Genomic DNA, 17,489 nt, shown 5'->3' with positions numbered 1-17,489 from the left:
AGATGTGGTAGATTTCTTCATGGCGTTGCTCTCCTTTGCGGATTCGACACCCCGAGCCTACAGGCTCAAGGTGAGCAACGCCTGCCCTCCAATTTCAACATTGACCGGGACATCCCCGGTATCCTTGGGCTAATCGAATTGATTCTTATATGACTGATAAGACTTTTTACGCAGAAAATACTCGATTTAAGTTCTTTAGGGCCGATACCGATGGCAGATTGAATCCTGCGGTGCCAGATCAGCCAATCCAGTTTGTAATTCATGCGCCTGAGGGCAAGATATTTGCCAGCGGCTATCTTCCGCCCAAGAAAATGTAGCTTCGATTCCTATCACTTGCCTTGTGCATCTTTGCTTGCCTTTATCGCTGAGACCTTCTTCTTCACCGGCGCTTTCTTCTTCGCACGATTGAACTCAATCGCCGTCCGCACCAGTTTCTTCAGCGCAGCCGCATCGACCTTGTCGCCTTCGACGAAATCGATCGCGCGCCACATCACGCCGTTGATTGAACCGCCACGCATCTTAAACATGTTTGCCTGCGCGCCGCGCACCGGCGACATATGGCAGCGCGAACATGTAAAGGCCAGTGAACAACAGCAGGAACAGCGGCAGCAGCGGCGAATAGACGATCCACGCCGGCGGTTCGCCGAGCGCCATCGCAACAAAGTTAGCGATGACGGTCAAGGTGAAGATGATCGACAGCCAGCGATGGATTTGTCGGATGGCGTTATTCATTGAAATCTCCTTTGCCGATCTGATGAGCGCTCCGCGGGAGTACTCAATCCGCCCGCGCCAGCACCTGCTCCAGGTTTCCGAAGAACTGCTCCCAGCCGTGCCTAGCGCCGCCGAAGGCCTGTTTCTGATCCGGCCGGAAGCCCGACTGCTCCATGCGCAGATGGGTGCCCGTCCCCGTGGGCGTGAGTGTAAAGGTCACCACGCTCTGAAGGTTGAAGGCCGCATCGTCGTGCGCAAAATTCCAGGTGTAGGTCAGCGTTCTGTTCGACTCGATGGCGAGAACTTCACAGTCGAGCACGCCGCCCCACTCTCCCTTGAGATTAAAGCTGTGGCCGACGACAGGCTTGAAGTCGTTCTTCATCAGCCACTCCTCGATCAGGTGTGGTTGCGTGAGGGCGCGCCAAAGCTTTTCCGGTGGATGAGAGAACTCGCGTTCGACAACGACAGAACGCGCTTCGGCCGCGGTGTTGCTCATTGATCCATCCTCTTGAGCAGATTTTCGAGATCGTCGAAACGCTTCTCCCAGAAGCCGGTCATCTGGCTGGTCCAGTCGATCAGCGGAGCAAGCGCCTTGAGTTGCGCGCTATAATGGGTCTGCCGCCCTTCATGGCGGTCGCGCACCAGCCTGGCCTTCTTCAGCACTCCGAGATGCTTTGAGACGGCGGGTTGCGAGACCCCCGACCGTGCCGTCAGGGCTCCGACCGTTTGCTCCCCTTCACGGCACAATCGCTCAAAAATCGCCCGCCGGGTTGGATCGGCGAGCGTACTGAAGAGCATATCGTGAGCGTTTGACATTTAAATCCATAACTTGATGGCTATGGATTAATTCATAACCATCGAGTTATGCGTTCGTCAAGCGGGAACATGCAAACGCAAATCGGAGGAGTAATCGCGCTCTGCTTGACATTTTCCGTTCTAAGATTATATTCCTATTGTCCTGTTCGTGAGGGGCGCTTCTCGAGGGCGCTTTTGAAGCGGAGCAGGATGCGGCGTCTGCGCGCACGGTTCGCACCCGTTGCGTCCGGAAGGCCGGGGTTGACCGTCCGGGCCAACTATGTGGCTCTGCCGTTCGCCGGCTGGACGCGGTGCTGGATGAAGGCAGGCGAAAGCCTGCCGGATCAGGGGTTGAGTTTCTCCCCCGTCCTCACCCGGAAGTACGGTCCCCGGCTCACAAATCGCCGCGAATGGAGCGCCGTGAGGCGATGCGCTTTCGGAAGATCATCGCCTCGCACGCGATGCCGGAAGCGAAACAAAGACAAGGTGCGCCTTGCGGCGCTCCATGCCCCTCAAATTGAGGGCGCGAACGAGGCAGGCCTCGTGCGCTGTGAGGGGGAACGAAAAGCTCATCTCGCGCGATGCGCGGGAACGATGGCGCTTGGCTGTCACGCCATCTTCTCTTGATCCGGCCCGGCCTTTCAGGAAAGACTGAACCCGCAATAACGGATGAGGAAAGCACGTGTCAGCCCCAATCGAGCCCCGAGTGCAGACCCGCAGTGACCTTGCGTGGTCGATCGCAGTGGGGGGTATCGGCGTCGTCGCCTTCACGGCCTTCCTGCTGTTCGCCTGGTATTATGCGGCCACGCTGTTTCTGGTGTTCGCGGGCATCCTGCTCGGCGTCGCCCTGACCGCCATGACGCATCTCCTGCAGAAGGTCATGGGTGGGCCCCATGCGCTGCGCCTGGCGCTGGTCTGTGTCGTGCTGGCGGGCTTCCTGTCCGGTGTCGTCTTTCTCGGCGGCGCGACCATCGCACGGCAGGCTACCGTCCTGAGCAACACCCTCAAGTCGCAGCTCGTCACCGTGAAGACGTTCCTCGAACAGCACGGCGTCGACACCAGCTATCTCGAACTCGGCAGCGTCACAGCAACGCCGGCGAGCACCACCGACACGCCAGCGGCAACAGCTCCGGCCCCCTCGCCCGGCCTGCCGAAAGGCCTGCCCAGCGCCGGCGCCCTCGCCTCCGGCGGCGGCGCCATCGTCAGCCAGACCCTCAAGCTGCTGCTCGGCACCGTCAGCGCCGTGGGCAACTTCTTCATTGTGCTTTTTTTGGGATTGTCATTCGCGGCACAGCCGGGCGTGTACCGCAAAGGCCTGCTGGCGCTGGCGCCAAAGAAGCATCGCCACAGCGTCACCACCGTGGTCGACCGCATCAGCGACACGCTGGAGCGCTGGCTGATTGCGCAGATGATCACCATGGCCGCCGTGTTCCTGGTGACATGGATTGGCCTGACGATCATCGGGATCGACAGCTCCTTCATCCTCGGCATTCAGGCCGGACTGCTGGCGTTCATCCCGACGGTCGGCGCACTGATCGGCGGGCTGATCATCGTGCTGGCGAGCCTTGCCTCGGGATGGGTCGCGGCGTTCAGCGCCTTCATACTGTTTCTCGGCGTGCACGCGCTGGAAAGCTACATCCTGACGCCGATCATCCAGCGCCAGGCGCTCGACATCCCGCCGGCGACGCTGTTCGCGTTCCAGATCCTGCTCGGCGTCGTGTTCGGGCTATGGGGACTGGCGCTGGCGCTGCCGCTGATGGCGATCGTGAAGGTGATTATCACCTATTTGCGCGAAGACGACGAGGTGCGCGAACCGGAATTCAAGATGGCCTAATAATGCTATCTTCGTCATTGCGAGGAGCGTAAGCGACGAAGCAATCCAGTTCTTGTCGCTCAAGTATGGATTGCTTCGCTTCGCTCGCAATGACGATCCGAAATTATCAGAAGCTCGCCACCGTGTTGGTGTGCTCGACTTCCGGCGGCGACGCGAAATGCGGGCCGACCAGCGCGCGCCAATCCTGAAAGTTTGAAGACTCGCGGAAGTCGACCGTGTGGTTTTCGAGGGTTTCCCACTTGATATGCAGCCGGTAGCGCGACGGCTTTTCAATCGACCGGTGCAGTTCGAAGCTCTTCCAGCCTTTGCAGCGTTTGAAGATCGATTCCGCCTTGGCGACCGCCGCCTCGAAGTCCTTCTCGCTGCCCGGCTTGACTTCGATCTGTGCGATTTCGGTAATCATGGTTGTCCGCCCTTTCTGGTTGTAAGGGGGCAATAGCGCAAAACGGCCAACCGGAAAAGACAAAGGGCGCCGTGAGCGCCCTGTTGAAACCATACTGCTGGGCTAACAGCCTCACATGAAGGTCACGAGCGCTCCCAGCAGCGCCAGCGCGCAGCCTCCCAGAATCACCGGCTGCCAGTCGAACACCGATCGATAGCGCCCCTCGGCCCGGCGCGCGGTGATCAGGGCATTCTCATATTCATCGGATGTCGAAAACATGCAGGCAAAGCCGGCCCGCGCGGAGGCAACGGCCGCTTCGAGTGCGTTGATGTCGGCTTGTGAATCGTGGCTGCGTACAATGGTCATGCCGCATGGTACGGCGCGCATGGTAAACAGACGGTTAGCATCGCGGTTTCGTCAGGCGTGAGCTTCCGCCGGCGCGCTGATCATCTCCGGTTTGTCCGGCTGCGGCGCGCCGCTGCGGATCTGATTGCGGCGAGCGTTCTCGAGCGACAGCGGCTGCTCCACCGCGGCCTCGACGCGATTACGCCCGGTGCGCTTGGCCTGATAGAGCGCGGTGTCGGCGGAGGCCATCAACACTTCAAGCTCGGTATTGGCCGGGCCACCTGCGACACCGATGCTGACCGTGGTTTCCAGCGGCGCGTCATCGATAGCCACACCGGACGCCTCAAACGCTTCGCGCACGCGCTCCGCGGCGAGCAGCGCTTCATCGATCGAACACGGCAGGAGCGCGGCGAACTCCTCGCCACCGACACGGCCGACGAGATCGCTCATGCGAAGCGAAGCAACGACGATATTGGAAAAGACCTTGAGGACTTCGTCGCCCGCGGCATGGCCGAAGCGATCGTTGACCGACTTGAAATGGTCGATGTCGAAAATCATCACGGTCACAGGGCGGCCTGCCTTGGCTTCCCGCTCGATCATGCGCGATGTTGCCTCACCAAAGCCGCGCCGGTTCAGGAGACCTGTCAGCGGATCGATGGAGGCTGCGGTCTTGTGTGCGCTGACCGTCCGCTCCGACACCAGCATGACGATGATGAACACCGTACCGACCGCGTAGATCACAAGCTCGGCAGCAAAGGCCGCGACCCAGACCTGCGCCATGATCTTTGTGTCGGCGGACCGGTACAGGTCGCCAAGAAGAATCGGCAGCATCAGGACAACGCCGTGCAGCAGCGGGACGAAGATCGCGGGCCAGCGCGCGCGCAGGCTCTTGCGCCGCTCGCGCCACAACTCGCCGGCGGTCAGCGCGGCATAGATTGCAACAACGCCGGCGCCGAGCAGCATCCGGGTTTCGGGATCGATGGGATCGAGCACCACGACTGCCGCGACCCAGAGCGCAGGCCCCGCGATCACGCCGATCCAGTTAGCCGGGCGGCCATGAAAGGCTCGGGCCGCATCCCAGACGAGGCCACAGGCAATGAAGCCCACGGCGTTAACGGCGATCGACAGCTCCCAGCCAAGTTCGGAGCCGCCCACCGTCCACAGCGCGACCGATGCCGCACCGAGGATATAGGCCGCGCCCCACCAGCCAAGGGCCGCGATCTTTTCCTGACGCCAGAAGAACAGCAGCATCGCGCCGAGCAATGCAGCCGCCAGCGTCGCGACGAGATACAGCGTCGAAATGTCCAAAGACAAATGTGTGCCAGCCGGCATGTTCTATGCAGCGCTTTTTAACAACAGATGGAGCTGGAATAGCCCCTCAGCCATCGTTGAGGCTAGCAACCGTGTCTTGGCACTCCGTTTGCGGCGGTCACAAAATTTTCGGGAAAAATCGCTGCAATTCGGCGGCATCTGGAACAGAAAAAGGCGCCCGAAGGCGCCTTTTGAATCTTGTAGATTCCGGGGATTGCGGAAAATTTGAACGAAAAGATTAGCGCTTCGAGAACTGGAAGGACCGGCGGGCCTTCGCCTTGCCGTACTTCTTACGTTCAACGACACGCGAGTCGCGGGTCAGGAAGCCGCCCTTCTTGAGGACGGTGCGCAGATCCGGCTCGAAGTGAGTGAGAGCCTTCGAAATGCCGTGACGCACAGCGCCAGCCTGGCCCGACAGACCACCACCGGCGACGGTGCAGACTACATCGTACTGGCCCTGACGGGCAGCGGCGACGATCGGCTGCTGGATCATCATGCGCAGCACCGGACGAGCAAAGTAAACCTCGACCTCACGGGTGTTGACGACGATCTTGCCGTTGCCTGGCTTGATCCAGACGCGCGCAACGGCGTCCTTGCGCTTGCCGGTCGCATAAGCGCGGCCCTGCTTGTCGACCTTCTTCTCGTACTTCGGAGCTTCGGGCGCTGCGGTCTTCAGCGCCGAGAGCTGATCGAGGGACTGCATGGTGTCGGACATTATGCGGCCCTCATGTTCTTGCGATTCATCGATGCGATATCCACGACCTCAGGCTGCTGTGCTTCGTGGGGATGTTCTGCGCCGGCGTAAACGCGGAGGTTGCCGAGCTGCACACGGCCGAGCGGACCGCGCGGGATCATGCGCTCAATGGCCTTCTCGACGACGCGCTCCGGGAAGCGACCTTCGAGGATCGACTTCGCGGTACGTTCTTTGATGCCGCCGATGAAACCGGTGTGGTTGTAGTAAACCTTGTTGTCACGCTTGCGCCCGGTGAGGACGACGTGAGCCGCGTTGATGATGATGACGTTGTCACCGCAATCGACGTGGGGGGTGTAAGTCGGGAGGTGCTTGCCGCGCAGGCGCATGGCAACCAAGGTCGCGAGGCGACCGACGACCAGACCCTTGGCGTCGATCAGCACCCACTTCTTGTTGACCTCGGCTGGCTTTGCCGAAAACGTCTTCATGTGAGTTGTCCGTGAAATGGAACGTCCGGCGCAATCGCCGGACTGGACGCGGTTCTAGATAACCCGCCCTCAACCGTCAATGCCATTTGATCAGAAATAGCTCAGTAAAAACAATGAACTAAAAATATGGTGCTATATTACCCCTAAAATCATTAAATATTCGGAATGGAGTAGGTCGAGGTGACATGAGCGATCGGATCTGGCGAAGTCCCTGACAACAGGCTCACTTCTCCGACGGCGAGGCGCTTTCCGAGCTTCATCAGCTTCGCGGCAGCGAGCACATCCTGGCCGGGCTGACCTTTCCGCAAGAAATTGATGTTGAGGCTGGTCGTAACGGCGAGGCCAACGGGACCGATGGCGGACAGCAGCACCACGTACATTGCAAAGTCAGCCAGCGCCATCAGCGTCGGACCGGAGACCGTGCCGCCGGGGCGCAGCATCCGCTCGCTGTAGGGCTGCCGCAGCAGGCTCGTTGCACCGTCGGCGCTCTCGATCAGGATTTCGCCGCTGGCGAAGGCCTGCGGAAACTCCCTGTGGAGAAACGCCTCGAGTTCTGCCACCGTCATTTTCGCCTTGCTCATGGAACGTATGTCCTGCCCTGCTCTCGTATGTGACGGTTTTGTATCTTAGGGTGAGCACGATAGCGAGCCTGACGGAACCTAAAAGCGAACCCGGAATCTGAGCCTAAAGACTATGACCGCGCAAACATCACGTGCTCCATTGCAGGCCCCCTCGCCGCTTCTGCGCGAACAGATCGGCAGCATCGCCGTGCTCACGCTCGATTCACCCAAAACACGCAACGCGTTGTCGGAAGGGATGATCGCCGCTCTCCACGAAGCGATCGATTCCATCCGCGACGACAAAAGCGTCCGCGCGGTCGTCATTGCCGCGCAGGGTCCTGCGTATTCGTCCGGTCACGATCTCAAGGAACTCACCGCCCGCCGCAGCGACGCGGACAAGGGCAAGGCCTACTTTTCGCATATGATGAAATCATGCAGCGACATGATGCAGGCCATCATTCGTCTGCCCAAGCCTGTCGTAGCGGCTGTACAGGGCGTTGCGACAGCGGCGGGTTGCCAACTGGTGGCCACCTGCGATCTGGCGGTCGCGTCCGAGCAGGCCACGTTTGGCACGCCCGGAATCGATATCGGCCTGTTCTGTTCGACCCCGATGGTCGCCCTGTCCCGCAATGTGCCGCGCAAACACGCCATGCACATGCTGCTCACCGGCGAGCACGTCTCCGCACAGCGTGCGTATGAGCTTGGGCTGGTGAACAGCGTGGTCCCGGCTGGAACGGAACGCGATGCCGCAATCGATCTCGCGAACAGGATCGCTGTGAAATCCGCCTATACCCTGAAAGTGGGCAAGGAAGCGTTTTACCGGCAAGCCGAGATGAACCTCGCGGACGCGTATACATATGCGGCGCAGGTAATGGCCGAAAACATGATGGCGCGCGACGCGCAGGAAGGCATCGGCGCCTTCATCGAAAAGCGCGACCCCAATTGGGAAGACCGCTGATCCATATTGCTCGTCATTGCGAGCGAAGCGACGCGATCTATCTTTGCGATCGAGAGATGGATTGCTTCGTCGCTCCGCCCCTCGCAATGACGAAAACAGATGGAAGTTAAAGTGAACCACGACGCTTACGACGATAATTATATCCGCGCCATTCTCACTGGCGTGAAATCGATTGCCATGGTCGGCGCCTCACCGGTCAATGTGCGGCCGAGCTATTTCGCCTTCAAATATCTCGTCGAGCGCGGCTATGACATGATCCCGATCAATCCGGGTCAGGTCGGCAAGACGCTCGTCGGCAAGCCCTTCGTCGCGTCGCTGAAGGATATCGATCGTCCCGTCGATATGGTCGATATCTTCCGCAATTCTGATGCCGCCGCGGCGGTGGTCGATGATGCGCTGGCGCTGCCGGTCTTGCCGAAAGTGATCTGGATGCAACTCGGCGTTCGCAACGACGCAGCCGCCAGGAGAGCTGAAGCGGCGGGCGTCAAGGTCGTGATGAACCGCTGTCCGAAGATCGAATACGCCCGGCTAACGTCGGAAATCCAGTGGGTGGGCGTGAACTCGCGCACCATCAGCTCGAAGCGCGCCCCGATTCCAACCAGCAACATGCGGCTGTCATTGAATCGCAGCAGTGTGAGCGGCGGCGCAACCGCGGCCGCCGACCGCGCCGCAAAGGACAAGAACGACCTGCCCTAAATCCGGTGCGCAGCAGAACGATCCTTTCAGTGCGGCGGCAGAAATCGTCGGGTTCATTACCAGTTAAGGCCAGTCGTGGCGACCGGCTTGACGCCGAGCGCATCCACCCGCAGCATAATCTTCTCCATGCCCGTTCGCGGCGCTTAGAAGGACACCCTATGACAGAAAGATTGCCGGGCTTCTCCACGCTCTCCATTCACGCAGGCGCGCAACCGGACCCCACCACGGGCGCACGCGCGACGCCGATCTATCAGACCACATCGTTCGTGTTTAACGACGCCGACCACGCCGCCTCGCTGTTCGGCTTGCAGGCGTTCGGCAACATCTACACCCGCATCGGCAATCCGACGAATGCCGTGCTCGAAGAGCGCGTTGCCGCGCTGGAAGGCGGCACGGCTGCGCTGGCTGTTGCGTCGGGACATGCGGCACAACTGGTGACGTTTCACGCGCTGTTGCAGCCCGGCGATGAATTCATCGCAGCGCGGCGCCTCTACGGCGGCTCGATCAATCAATTCAATCATTCATTCAAGGCCTTCGGCTGGAACGTCGTCTGGGCGGACACCGACGATGTCTCGACCTTCGAGAAGGCGCTGACGCCGAAGACCAAGGCGATCTTCATCGAGTCGATTGCCAACCCCGGCGGCACGGTGACTGACATCGAAGCCATCGCCGCCATCGCACGCAAGGCCGGCGTGCCGCTGATCGTCGACAACACACTCGCGTCGCCCTACCTCATCAAGCCGATCGATCACGGCGCGGACATCGTCCTGCATTCGGCGACGAAGTTCCTTGGTGGCCATGGCAATTCCATTGGCGGCATCATCGTGGACGCCGGCACGTTCGACTGGTCGCGCGATGGCCGCTACCCTGTATTGAGCGAGCCGCGCCCGGAATATCACGGCATCAAGCTGCAGGAGACTTTCGGTAACTTCGCGTTCGCAATCGCCGCGCGCGTGATCGGCTTGCGCGATCTCGGCCCTGCATTGTCTCCGTTCAATGCGTTCCTGCTTCTGACCGGCATCGAAACGCTGAGCCTGCGCGTCCAGCGGCATTGCGATAACGCCAAGGCTGTCGCGGAATGGCTGTCGCCGCATCCCGCGGTGGCATGGGTGAACTATGCGGGCCTTCCCGGCGACCGCTATCATAACCTCGCCCGGAAATATTCGCCGAAAGGCGCAGGCGCGGTGTTCACCTTCGGTCTCAAGGGCGGCTATGACGCAGGCATCAATCTGGTGTCGAACGTCAAACTGTTCTCTCACCTGGCCAATGTCGGCGATACGCGATCGCTGATCATCCACCCGGCTTCGACCACCCACAGCCAGCTCAGCGATGCACAAAAGGCGCAGGCCGGCGCAGGCGTCGATGTGGTGCGGCTTTCGGTCGGCCTCGAGGACAAGGAAGACCTGATTGCCGATCTCGATCAGGCGCTGAAGGCCTAAATCTTAAGGCGGCTTCTGAAATGCAAGAACGCGGCGCCGGGCATGGCGCCGCGTTTTTCAATATGCAGAGAGCAAAAGTGCTTTCAGAAATTCAGGTCTTCACGGCTCCAGACGCTTTGGCCTTGTCCTCACGGCTCAGGCGTGCGTTGCGCTGGACGATTGAAAATGTCGCAAGAGCGAACAGAATGACGAGAAGCTGAGCCGATAGAGCTTCAAGCGTTGCATTCAGCCCGAGTGACTGGAGCCAGCCAAAGCTCTTCAATTCGGTGACGGGCAACAGGCTCTGCTCCTGGAATTCCTGAATCGCTTCGCCGATAAACTTGATGCCCATCGCGAACAGGAATGCCGACGTAATGATGAACAGCGGGCGCAGCGGGATTTTCCGCGCAATCAGATTGATGAAGTAGAACAACACGACGAGACCGGCCGTCGCGGCGGCGAGACCGGCGAAAAGTCCGAGGCTCCAGCCGCCTTCAGTGACGGCGAGCGCATTGATGAAAAGCACGGTTTCGGCGCCTTCACGGAACACCGCGAAAAATGCAAGCGCGCCAACTGCCCAAGCCGTCTCCTGCGCAAGCGCACTATCCGCTTTGTGGGCAAGATAATCCTGCCAGCCGCGCGGGTCCTGCTTCACCATCAGCCAGCCGCTGACGTAGAGCATCAGCGCGGCGGCAAAGAGAATCACGATTGCTTCGAAAACATCGTTATGCTGACCGGAATTGAGGACCGCGAACAGCCATGCCGCGATGATGCTGCAACCGACTGCGGCGAGCGCGCCGCCATAGAGCGCTGTGACGCGGTGGCCGCCGCCGACCTTGCGGAGATAACCCGCAAGCGCTGCGATCACGAGCATGGCCTCGAGGCCCTCACGCAACAGAATGACGGCTGCCTGGACGAATGCGTTGGACATGGAGGCCTTGTAACAAAATCCGCGTTTTGAGGATTTCGTTCTATCGCGGTGCAAATCGAAGTTAAAGCGGGTATGGGCCGCACCAAATCGTGACCCGGGTCCGAAATTGAAGAAATCCCTGAGACTCAGCGCCTTCCGGAATTTCCGCCACTTTAGAATAGTTCGATTTCAACCACCCTCGCCGACCACGAGACGAAGTTTGGCGGGCGTTCGGTCGGGCAGCGCTCGGCCCAGCCGCTCGACGTGAAACAGCGTCATCGTGAGAATGACGATCGCGACAGCCTGATGAGCCAAACCGAGATCGATCGGCACCTGGTTAAGCAGCGTCAGGATGCCGATGGCCACCTGAACAAGCATCGCCGCCACGATCCAGAGTGCGCCGGACACGATAGCGGGACTTGTCCGGGAGCGGACCGCGTCGATCGCATGAGCGATGGCAACGACCACAAGCGTATAAGCGATCATGCGATGGCTGAACTGAACGGTCAGCGTGTTGTCGAAGAAATTTCGCCACCAGGGCTGTTCGAAAAACAGCCGCGCGGATGACGGGATGAATGCGCCATCGATCAGCGGCCAGGTGTTGAACACCCGGCCGGCCCGAAGGCCCGCGACCAGCGCACCGAAATAGAGTTGGAGAAACACCAGCACCAGCAGGATTCTGCCCACGATCTTCACGCGCAGCGGGGCAACCGATGGTACGCCGCCTTGAATATGACGCCGCAGCAGCCAGACGACTGCCGAGAAAATGAAAAGCGCCAGCATGAAGTGAATGGCGAGCCTGTACTGCGAAACGGAAACCCGTTCGGTGAGGCCCGAACTCACCATCCACCATCCGACCGCGCCCTGCAGGCCGCCAAGCACGAAGATGATCCACAGTCTGCGCTGAAGCCCGGGTGACAGAAAACCGCGCCACAGGAACCAGAGGAACGGCAGCAGAAATACCGCGCCGATCAGCCGTCCCAGCAGACGATGTCCCCATTCCCACCAGAAGATGGTCTTGAATTCGGACAGGCTCATACCGCGATTCATTTCGCGATACTGCGGAATGGTCTTGTAGGCTTCGAACTGCCGGCTCCATTCGGCGTCCGTCAGCGGCGGAATGGTGCCGGTGACCGGCTTCCACTCGACAATGGAGAGGCCGGATTCTGTCAACCGCGTCGCGCCGCCGACCATCAGCGTGCAGACAACAAGGGCGGCCACAATAATGAGCCACGCGCGGACGCCGCGCATACCAGCGGTCCCTGCCTGTCGAACGATTGGGATGGGAGCGGTCATGATCCGAAATGCAGCCTTGAATGAATTCGCGCGGTCCTTATAGTCGCCGCACTTTTCCACGCAAGACGCGTGTTTGCAGCCACCAGCACAATTATGTCATGACGATTCGCACGCGAAAACTGATCGGAACTTTCGGCCTTTTGGGGCTCGTGGTTGTGTGGTCGCTGGCCGGCATGGCGATTGCCCAAACCCCTTGGCTTGCGGCATCGAAGCTTGCTCAGGCGATCTTCTACGTGGTGGCCGGCCTCGGCTGGGTCCTGCCCGCAATGCCGCTGATCGCATGGATGTCGCGGCCGGATCCTCAGCCGTAGTTGGTGGCCGGTTCCGGCGAATGCGCCTTCGCCTTTCGTATGGTGATACCCGACAAAATCACGCGTAGCGCGCGGAGCGAATTCCGCCGCCCGTCCCACGCGATCCGTGGCAACGCCATCAGGTCAGACCGGCCGTCGGATCTGATGACCCCGGGCCCGGCGGACACCGCAGTGGTAAACCCCGCCTCCCGCGCCAGCATTATCTCCCGGGGGCCAAAACAATCCTGCCCACCAAACGGGTAGGCAAAATGCAGGCATGGGCCGCCCAGCGCGGTTTCCAATACCGTTCGCCCCATCGACATTTCCCGCGAAGCGCTCGTGCCCTTTGTGCGCGCCAGGTTGGGATAATTGACAGTAGCGCTTCCAATCGTCGCCTGCGGATCGCGCGCCAGTTTGGCGAGGTCTTGCCAGTTCATTGCGATGTCACGCGAGACCTCGTTGATATCGACGCCGTAACGGCCGCACAGGTCGCCGATCGCGATCGCAAGGTCGTCTGGCGATAACGTCATCATCCACGCATGCAAGACTTCGTAAAGCTGATACTTGTCCGCAAAACTGGCTGCGAAGAAATGCCTTTCAATGCGGTTCATCACGAGGCCAATGCGGGCATGGCGCGCGACGACCCGTTCAAGCGCAAGCCACCACGCCTTGCCGATGCCGTCGACAAAGCCCGTCGGAATGTACAGGGCGAACGGTACACGATGGCGAGACAACACCGGGTACGCATGCGTCATGAAATCGCGATGGCCGCCGTCGAACGTCAGGCAGACAAACCGGCGTGCGAGGGCCGCCTGTTGCGCGCGTTCTGCAACCTCGCCGATGGAGACAAAATCAAAGTCCCACTGCTTCAGGGCGGAAATCGCCTTGTCGAGGAATTCGGGGGTGACGTCATGAGATCGCAGCGGCTGGAACGGATCGTCACGCCGCGGCCGGACGTGTTCGAACTTGAGAATGGCTCCCGAGCCGCCTGTTCGCCGTTCGAGAGCGCGCGCCATGCCGCTGAAATAGCCGAGCTCCAGCCCCACATCCGCCAGCATGCTCTTCCGAAACCGCACTTAGCCATCCCTCCGCGCGCTAATATCCTGAATCCGAAGTTCGCCTTATCTTACAGCACCTTCCGGTGCGAACTTCGGATTCAAAGAGGACACTAGCAATTTATAGATTCTCGTGTGGCTTTGGTTCGCAAGCCCGAACGGAACGCGCGGCGAAGGGAGCGCGGACTTGCGACCCCCCACACGATGCCTGCCGCGCGCCCATTCTCATTACTCTTTGTTGACATTTCTTTGAATAAGGTCGCTTAAGCCGAAATCTCAAAATGCCCAGGAATTCAGGTCCTCCGATGACCATGGCTGCAGCACTTCACGGCTCCGACACAAACACGCAGGCGCATTCGGCCTCAAACCGCATCGCGCGCGTCGATGTCGTTCGCACAATGTCGGAGGCCGAGCCTCGCTGGCGGGCCTTCGAGGGGCCCGATTACCTCTCAACGCCTTATCAGCGCTTTGTACTGCTGGACGCGTGGCAACAGACCCTCGGCAAGCATGAAGGCGCATCACCGTTTATCGTGATTGCCAGCGACGCTCATGATCAGCCGCTGCTGTTGCTGCCACTGGTGATCTGCCGCGAGAATGGCGCGAAGGTCGCGCGCTTCATGGGCGGCAAGCACCCGACGTTCAATATGGCGCTATGGCGTCGTGATTTCGCGGAGACTGTGACACGGGCGGAACTCGATGCGCTGGTCTCTGCGATCCGCGGCCAACCCGATGGCGTCGATGTCCTGGCCTTCGCGCAACAGCCGCAACGCTGGCAGAACATCCTCAATCCGCTGGCGCTGCTCGCTGGACAGCCCTCGACCAATGCCTGCCCCATGATGACGATGACTCCCGGTTGCAAGGCCGAAGACCGCATCAGCACATCGACGCGGCGGCGATTGCGCAACAAGGAGCGCAAGCTGCAATCTCTCCCCGGCTATCGCTATTCGGTGGCGGCGACCGACGCCGATATCAACCGCGTCCTGGATGCGTTTTTCATCATCAAGCCGCAGCGCATGGCGCTTTCGAAATTGCCGGATATCTTTTCTGACGAAGCGACCAAGGCCTTTGTCCGCGATGCCTGCCTGGCAAAGCTGCCAAACGGCGACCGCGCCATCGAGCTTCACACGCTCGAGTGCGACAGCGAACTGATCTCGGTCTTTTCCTGCGTCGCTGATGGCGAACGCTTCTCCACCATGTTCAACACCTACACGATTTCAGATAACGCGCGTTACAGCCCGGGCCTGATCCTGCTGCGCTACATGATCGATCACTTCGGCGATCGCGGCTATCGCTCGGTCGATTTCGGCGTAGGATCGGACGAATACAAGCTGACATTCTGCAAGGAAGACGAGCCTCTGCTCGATGCCTTTATTCCCTTGACCGCGCGAGGAAAATTCGCAGCGCTGGGCATGTCGTCGCTGACTCATGCCAAGCGGCTGGTCAAACATAACCCGGCGCTGATGCACATGGCGCAATTGCTGCGCAACGCCATCTCTCGCTAAGCAAGATATTGCGAACGGTTCAGGCCGCCGCGACCCGCTGACCCGGTGCGCCGAGATCCATTGCGTTCAGTGATGTGGTCAGAATGGTCACGCCGCCGAAGCCCGATTCAAGAAGCTGGGTCTTCATCATCTCACGTGCAGCCGCGGTGATCGCAGGATCGGGAATGATAACCGCATGCGCCTGCGCGGCGATGACGGTCGCCGGCAGATCCGACGCGGTGCCCGCATCGAGCACGACATAGTCATAGGCCCGCGACAGAGCATCGATCGCCAGATTGATCCGCGGGAGTTGCAGCAGCTGCCGCTGCGCAGCGTCTCGCCCCGCCCCGACGATATGAACCGCCGACAGGCGATCCTTGGTGATGATGTCGCTGAATGACGCCGAGCCCTGCATCAGTTCTGTCAGCCCCGGCGATGACGGGTCCGTCGAGACAGCCGCCAGTGTCGGAGACGCCATCGCGAGATCGACAAGGACAACCTTGGAGTTTAGCGACAGAAGCCGGGCAAGCGTCAGCGCGACCAGCGTGACACGTTCATCCTGATGGGCACCAATAACGGTGATCTTGCGAGCCGCGCCCCCGCGCAGCATTGCTGCAAGCCGTTCGATTTCCACGATACCGGTAGGCACTTGCGGTGGCGTGTCGCGTGGAGCGGCAACCGGAGCGCGCACGGTCACGCCGGGACGCGGCGCGGTCATGCGCAGCAATTCTCCCGTCGTAATGTAGCCGGCGCTCAGCATCAGCATCGCCAGGGTGGCGATCAACACCGTCGGGAGTTTCTTCGGGAACGCTGGCGTGTTCGACACGATCGCGCGGGAAATGATCCTGCCGTCCGCTGGAGCCGTATCGATATTCTCGCGGGTGGTCGCCTCGCGATACTTGGCGAGATAGGATTCCAGCAGGTCGCGCTGCGCCTTCGCCTCGCGCTCCAATGCACGCAACTGAACGTCCTGGCCATTGGTGGAGGATGCCTGACGCTTCAATTGATCGAGACTGCCGTTGAGCCCGTCAGCTCGGGCGCTCGCGATACGGGCGTCGTTTTCAAGCGAGCGGGATATCTTGCTCGCCTCCTCGCGGATCTGGCGATCGATATCCAGTATCTGCGCCTTCAGCTCCTTGATGCGCGGATGCCCGCCGAGCAGCGTTGACGATTGCTCGGCAAGCTGCGCACGAAGCGTGACGCGTTGCTCGGACAGGCGGCGAACAAGCTCGGAATTCAGGACTTCCGACGCCTCGATCGGCTTGCCGCTCTGAAGCATTTCGCGGATCAGCCGCGACTTCGATTCCGCATCGGACTTCAGCGCCCGCGCGTTGTTGAGTTGCGTGTTCAGCTCGCCAAGCTGCTGATTGGACAGCGTGGTGTTGTTGGTGCCGACGAAGAGATTGGACTTCGAGCGAAACTCCTCGACCTTCGCCTCGGCATCCGCAACCTTCTTGCGCAGGCTCTCGATCTCCACGAGCAACCATTGCGAGGCCGATTTCGCCTGATTTTGCCGTGCAGCCTGTTGAAGCACCAGATAGCCATCGGCGATCGAATTGGTGACACGCGCCGCCAGTTCCGGATTCTGCGACTGGAATTCGATCACCATGACGCGCGACTTGTCGACCGCGTAGGCCGTCAGCCGCTCATAATAAGCCTCGAGGACGCGCTCCTCCGGGGTCATCTTGAAGGGATCCCGGACAATCCCGAACAGGGCCAGCAGCGTTCGCAGCGGCGATACGCCACGCAGAACCGGGTCAAACTCTGGCAACTCGGAGAGTTTGTTCGCCTTGATGACGTCGCGAGCAAGCTCGCGTGACAGCAGCAGTTGGACCTGACTGGTCACCGCTTCCGCATCGAGACTGCCACGCTCCTCGGCGCGATCCCCGTTCGGACGCAAGAAGATGTTCTCCCGGCCGTCGATCAGGATGCGGGCTTCGGATTTATACCGCGGCGTAATGATATTGACGACGAGGAGTGAGAGCACGAACGCCAGCACTGTTGGCCCAATGACCCACATCCGCTTGCGAACCAGCGTGTCCCAGATCGCACGAAGATCGACGTCGCCAAGCTCGGGGGATACGACAGGCACCGCCGGCGCATGGGCTGCGGCTATCGGAACCGCATCAACTTTGGCCCGGAACGGCACCTTGTCCATCCAGTCACGCCAGAACGAAAAACGCATCGAATACTCTCCACCCGGACGCTACTGCACTGGCGCGAATCCAGATCTCCTACGCGCCGATTACAGTCCATTAAGGTTGCTGC

General features: G+C 60.3%; 21 protein-coding genes. 7 read left to right on the top strand and 14 right to left on the bottom strand.

What is annotated here, in order from left to right; translation table 11 throughout:
* Window positions 1–149 precede the first annotated feature (149 nt).
* Window positions 150–317, top strand: a complete 168-nt coding sequence (locus tag ACP7AL_RS25090; protein ID WP_425995319.1) for a hypothetical protein — start codon at window positions 150–152, stop codon at window positions 315–317.
* Between the two features lie 12 nt (window positions 318–329).
* On the opposite strand, the gene ACP7AL_RS25085 is transcribed toward ACP7AL_RS25090, so the two are convergent.
* The 4 genes from ACP7AL_RS25085 to ACP7AL_RS25070 are packed head-to-tail and all read right to left on the bottom strand — an operon-like array spanning window position 330 to window position 1,527.
* Entirely contained in the window at window positions 330–527 is a 198-nt protein-coding gene (locus ACP7AL_RS25085; protein WP_425995317.1) for a hypothetical protein, read from the bottom strand.
* The gene (locus tag ACP7AL_RS25080) at window positions 520–732 is read right to left on the bottom strand and encodes a hypothetical protein (protein ID WP_425995315.1); all 213 of its coding nucleotides are present in this window, start codon (window positions 730–732) and stop codon (window positions 520–522) included. Before ACP7AL_RS25080 ends, ACP7AL_RS25085 begins: the two co-directional genes overlap by 8 nt.
* Window positions 733–775: 43 nt before the next feature.
* Window positions 776–1,207, bottom strand: coding sequence for an SRPBCC family protein (locus ACP7AL_RS25075; RefSeq protein WP_425995313.1), 432 nt, complete (start codon window positions 1,205–1,207; stop codon window positions 776–778).
* Window positions 1,204–1,527 carry an ArsR/SmtB family transcription factor gene (locus ACP7AL_RS25070; RefSeq protein WP_425995311.1) on the bottom strand — a complete coding sequence of 108 codons (324 nt, stop codon included), beginning with the start codon at window positions 1,525–1,527 and terminating at the stop codon, window positions 1,204–1,206. The genes ACP7AL_RS25075 and ACP7AL_RS25070 overlap by 4 nt, the downstream gene beginning before the upstream one ends.
* A 661-nt stretch (window positions 1,528–2,188) precedes the next feature.
* Between ACP7AL_RS25070 and ACP7AL_RS25065 the strand changes: the two genes are divergently transcribed.
* The gene (locus tag ACP7AL_RS25065) at window positions 2,189–3,340 is read left to right on the top strand and encodes an AI-2E family transporter (RefSeq protein ID WP_425995309.1); all 1,152 of its coding nucleotides are present in this window, start codon (window positions 2,189–2,191) and stop codon (window positions 3,338–3,340) included.
* 106 nt (window positions 3,341–3,446) lie between these two features.
* Here the strand turns inward: ACP7AL_RS25065 and ACP7AL_RS25060 are convergent, their stop codons facing one another.
* The 6 genes from ACP7AL_RS25060 to ACP7AL_RS25035 all read right to left on the bottom strand — a co-directional run bounded on the left by ACP7AL_RS25060 (window position 3,447) and on the right by ACP7AL_RS25035 (window position 7,138).
* Entirely contained in the window at window positions 3,447–3,743 is a 297-nt protein-coding gene (locus ACP7AL_RS25060) for an antibiotic biosynthesis monooxygenase family protein (protein ID WP_425995307.1), read from the bottom strand.
* 111 nt (window positions 3,744–3,854) lie between these two features.
* Complete coding sequence (locus ACP7AL_RS25055; protein WP_425995305.1) at window positions 3,855–4,088, bottom strand: hypothetical protein; 234 nt, start codon at window positions 4,086–4,088, stop codon at window positions 3,855–3,857.
* Between the two features lie 51 nt (window positions 4,089–4,139).
* Window positions 4,140–5,399 (bottom strand): diguanylate cyclase, encoded by a 1,260-nt coding sequence (locus ACP7AL_RS25050; protein ID WP_425995303.1) that lies wholly within the window; start codon window positions 5,397–5,399, stop codon window positions 4,140–4,142.
* A gap of 217 nt (window positions 5,400–5,616) precedes the next feature.
* On the bottom strand, window positions 5,617–6,093 hold the full coding sequence (gene rpsI / locus ACP7AL_RS25045; protein ID WP_006020797.1) for a 30S ribosomal protein S9: 477 nt from the start codon (window positions 6,091–6,093) through the stop codon (window positions 5,617–5,619).
* A complete protein-coding gene (gene rplM, locus ACP7AL_RS25040) occupies window positions 6,093–6,557 on the bottom strand; it encodes a 50S ribosomal protein L13 (RefSeq protein WP_006020798.1) in 465 nt (154 codons plus the stop codon). The genes rpsI and rplM overlap by 1 nt, the downstream gene beginning before the upstream one ends.
* A 152-nt stretch (window positions 6,558–6,709) precedes the next feature.
* The gene (locus ACP7AL_RS25035) at window positions 6,710–7,138 is read right to left on the bottom strand and encodes a PaaI family thioesterase (RefSeq protein WP_006020799.1); all 429 of its coding nucleotides are present in this window, start codon (window positions 7,136–7,138) and stop codon (window positions 6,710–6,712) included.
* Between the two features lie 112 nt (window positions 7,139–7,250).
* Here ACP7AL_RS25035 and ACP7AL_RS25030 point away from each other — a divergent pair, with 112 nt between their 5' ends.
* The 3 genes from ACP7AL_RS25030 (at window position 7,251) to ACP7AL_RS25020 (ending at window position 10,210) form a co-directional block, all read left to right on the top strand.
* On the top strand, window positions 7,251–8,075 hold the full coding sequence (locus ACP7AL_RS25030) for an enoyl-CoA hydratase (RefSeq protein WP_425995300.1): 825 nt from the start codon (window positions 7,251–7,253) through the stop codon (window positions 8,073–8,075).
* Between the two features lie 111 nt (window positions 8,076–8,186).
* Window positions 8,187–8,771 (top strand): CoA-binding protein, encoded by a 585-nt coding sequence (locus ACP7AL_RS25025; RefSeq protein WP_041712072.1) that lies wholly within the window; start codon window positions 8,187–8,189, stop codon window positions 8,769–8,771.
* Window positions 8,772–8,929: 158 nt separating this feature from the next.
* The gene (locus tag ACP7AL_RS25020) at window positions 8,930–10,210 is read left to right on the top strand and encodes an O-acetylhomoserine aminocarboxypropyltransferase (protein WP_425995299.1); all 1,281 of its coding nucleotides are present in this window, start codon (window positions 8,930–8,932) and stop codon (window positions 10,208–10,210) included.
* A 91-nt stretch (window positions 10,211–10,301) separates the two neighbouring features.
* Here ACP7AL_RS25020 and ACP7AL_RS25015 read toward each other — a convergent pair whose 3' ends face one another.
* Window positions 10,302–11,120 (bottom strand): FTR1 family iron permease, encoded by an 819-nt coding sequence (locus ACP7AL_RS25015; protein ID WP_425995297.1) that lies wholly within the window; start codon window positions 11,118–11,120, stop codon window positions 10,302–10,304.
* Between the two features lie 168 nt (window positions 11,121–11,288).
* The gene (locus tag ACP7AL_RS25010; protein ID WP_425995295.1) at window positions 11,289–12,350 is read right to left on the bottom strand and encodes a COX15/CtaA family protein; all 1,062 of its coding nucleotides are present in this window, start codon (window positions 12,348–12,350) and stop codon (window positions 11,289–11,291) included.
* A 143-nt stretch (window positions 12,351–12,493) separates the two neighbouring features.
* On the opposite strand from ACP7AL_RS25010, the gene ACP7AL_RS25005 reads away from it, so the two are divergent.
* Window positions 12,494–12,706, top strand: coding sequence for a DUF2842 domain-containing protein (locus ACP7AL_RS25005; protein ID WP_006020805.1), 213 nt, complete (start codon window positions 12,494–12,496; stop codon window positions 12,704–12,706).
* Here ACP7AL_RS25005 and ACP7AL_RS25000 read toward each other — a convergent pair.
* On the bottom strand, window positions 12,697–13,743 hold the full coding sequence (locus ACP7AL_RS25000; RefSeq protein ID WP_425995293.1) for a polysaccharide deacetylase family protein: 1,047 nt from the start codon (window positions 13,741–13,743) through the stop codon (window positions 12,697–12,699). The two genes, ACP7AL_RS25005 and ACP7AL_RS25000, sit on opposite strands and share 10 nt — an antisense overlap.
* 302 nt (window positions 13,744–14,045) lie before the next feature.
* On the opposite strand from ACP7AL_RS25000, the gene ACP7AL_RS24995 reads away from it, so the two are divergent.
* Window positions 14,046–15,242: a GNAT family N-acetyltransferase gene (locus ACP7AL_RS24995; protein WP_425995291.1), complete on the top strand. Its 1,197-nt coding sequence runs from the start codon at window positions 14,046–14,048 to the stop codon at window positions 15,240–15,242.
* A gap of 19 nt (window positions 15,243–15,261) precedes the next feature.
* Here the strand turns inward: ACP7AL_RS24995 and ACP7AL_RS24990 are convergent, their stop codons facing one another.
* Entirely contained in the window at window positions 15,262–17,406 is a 2,145-nt protein-coding gene (locus ACP7AL_RS24990; RefSeq protein ID WP_425995289.1) for a GumC family protein, read from the bottom strand.
* Window positions 17,407–17,489: the final 83 nt, after the last annotated feature.

Source organism: Afipia sp. DC4300-2b1 (assembly GCF_049895725.1).
Lineage (GTDB): Bacteria > Pseudomonadota > Alphaproteobacteria > Rhizobiales > Xanthobacteraceae > Afipia > Afipia broomeae.
The sequence above is the reverse complement of the archived record's forward strand: the minus strand, read 5'-3'. Positions and strand labels throughout refer to the sequence as shown.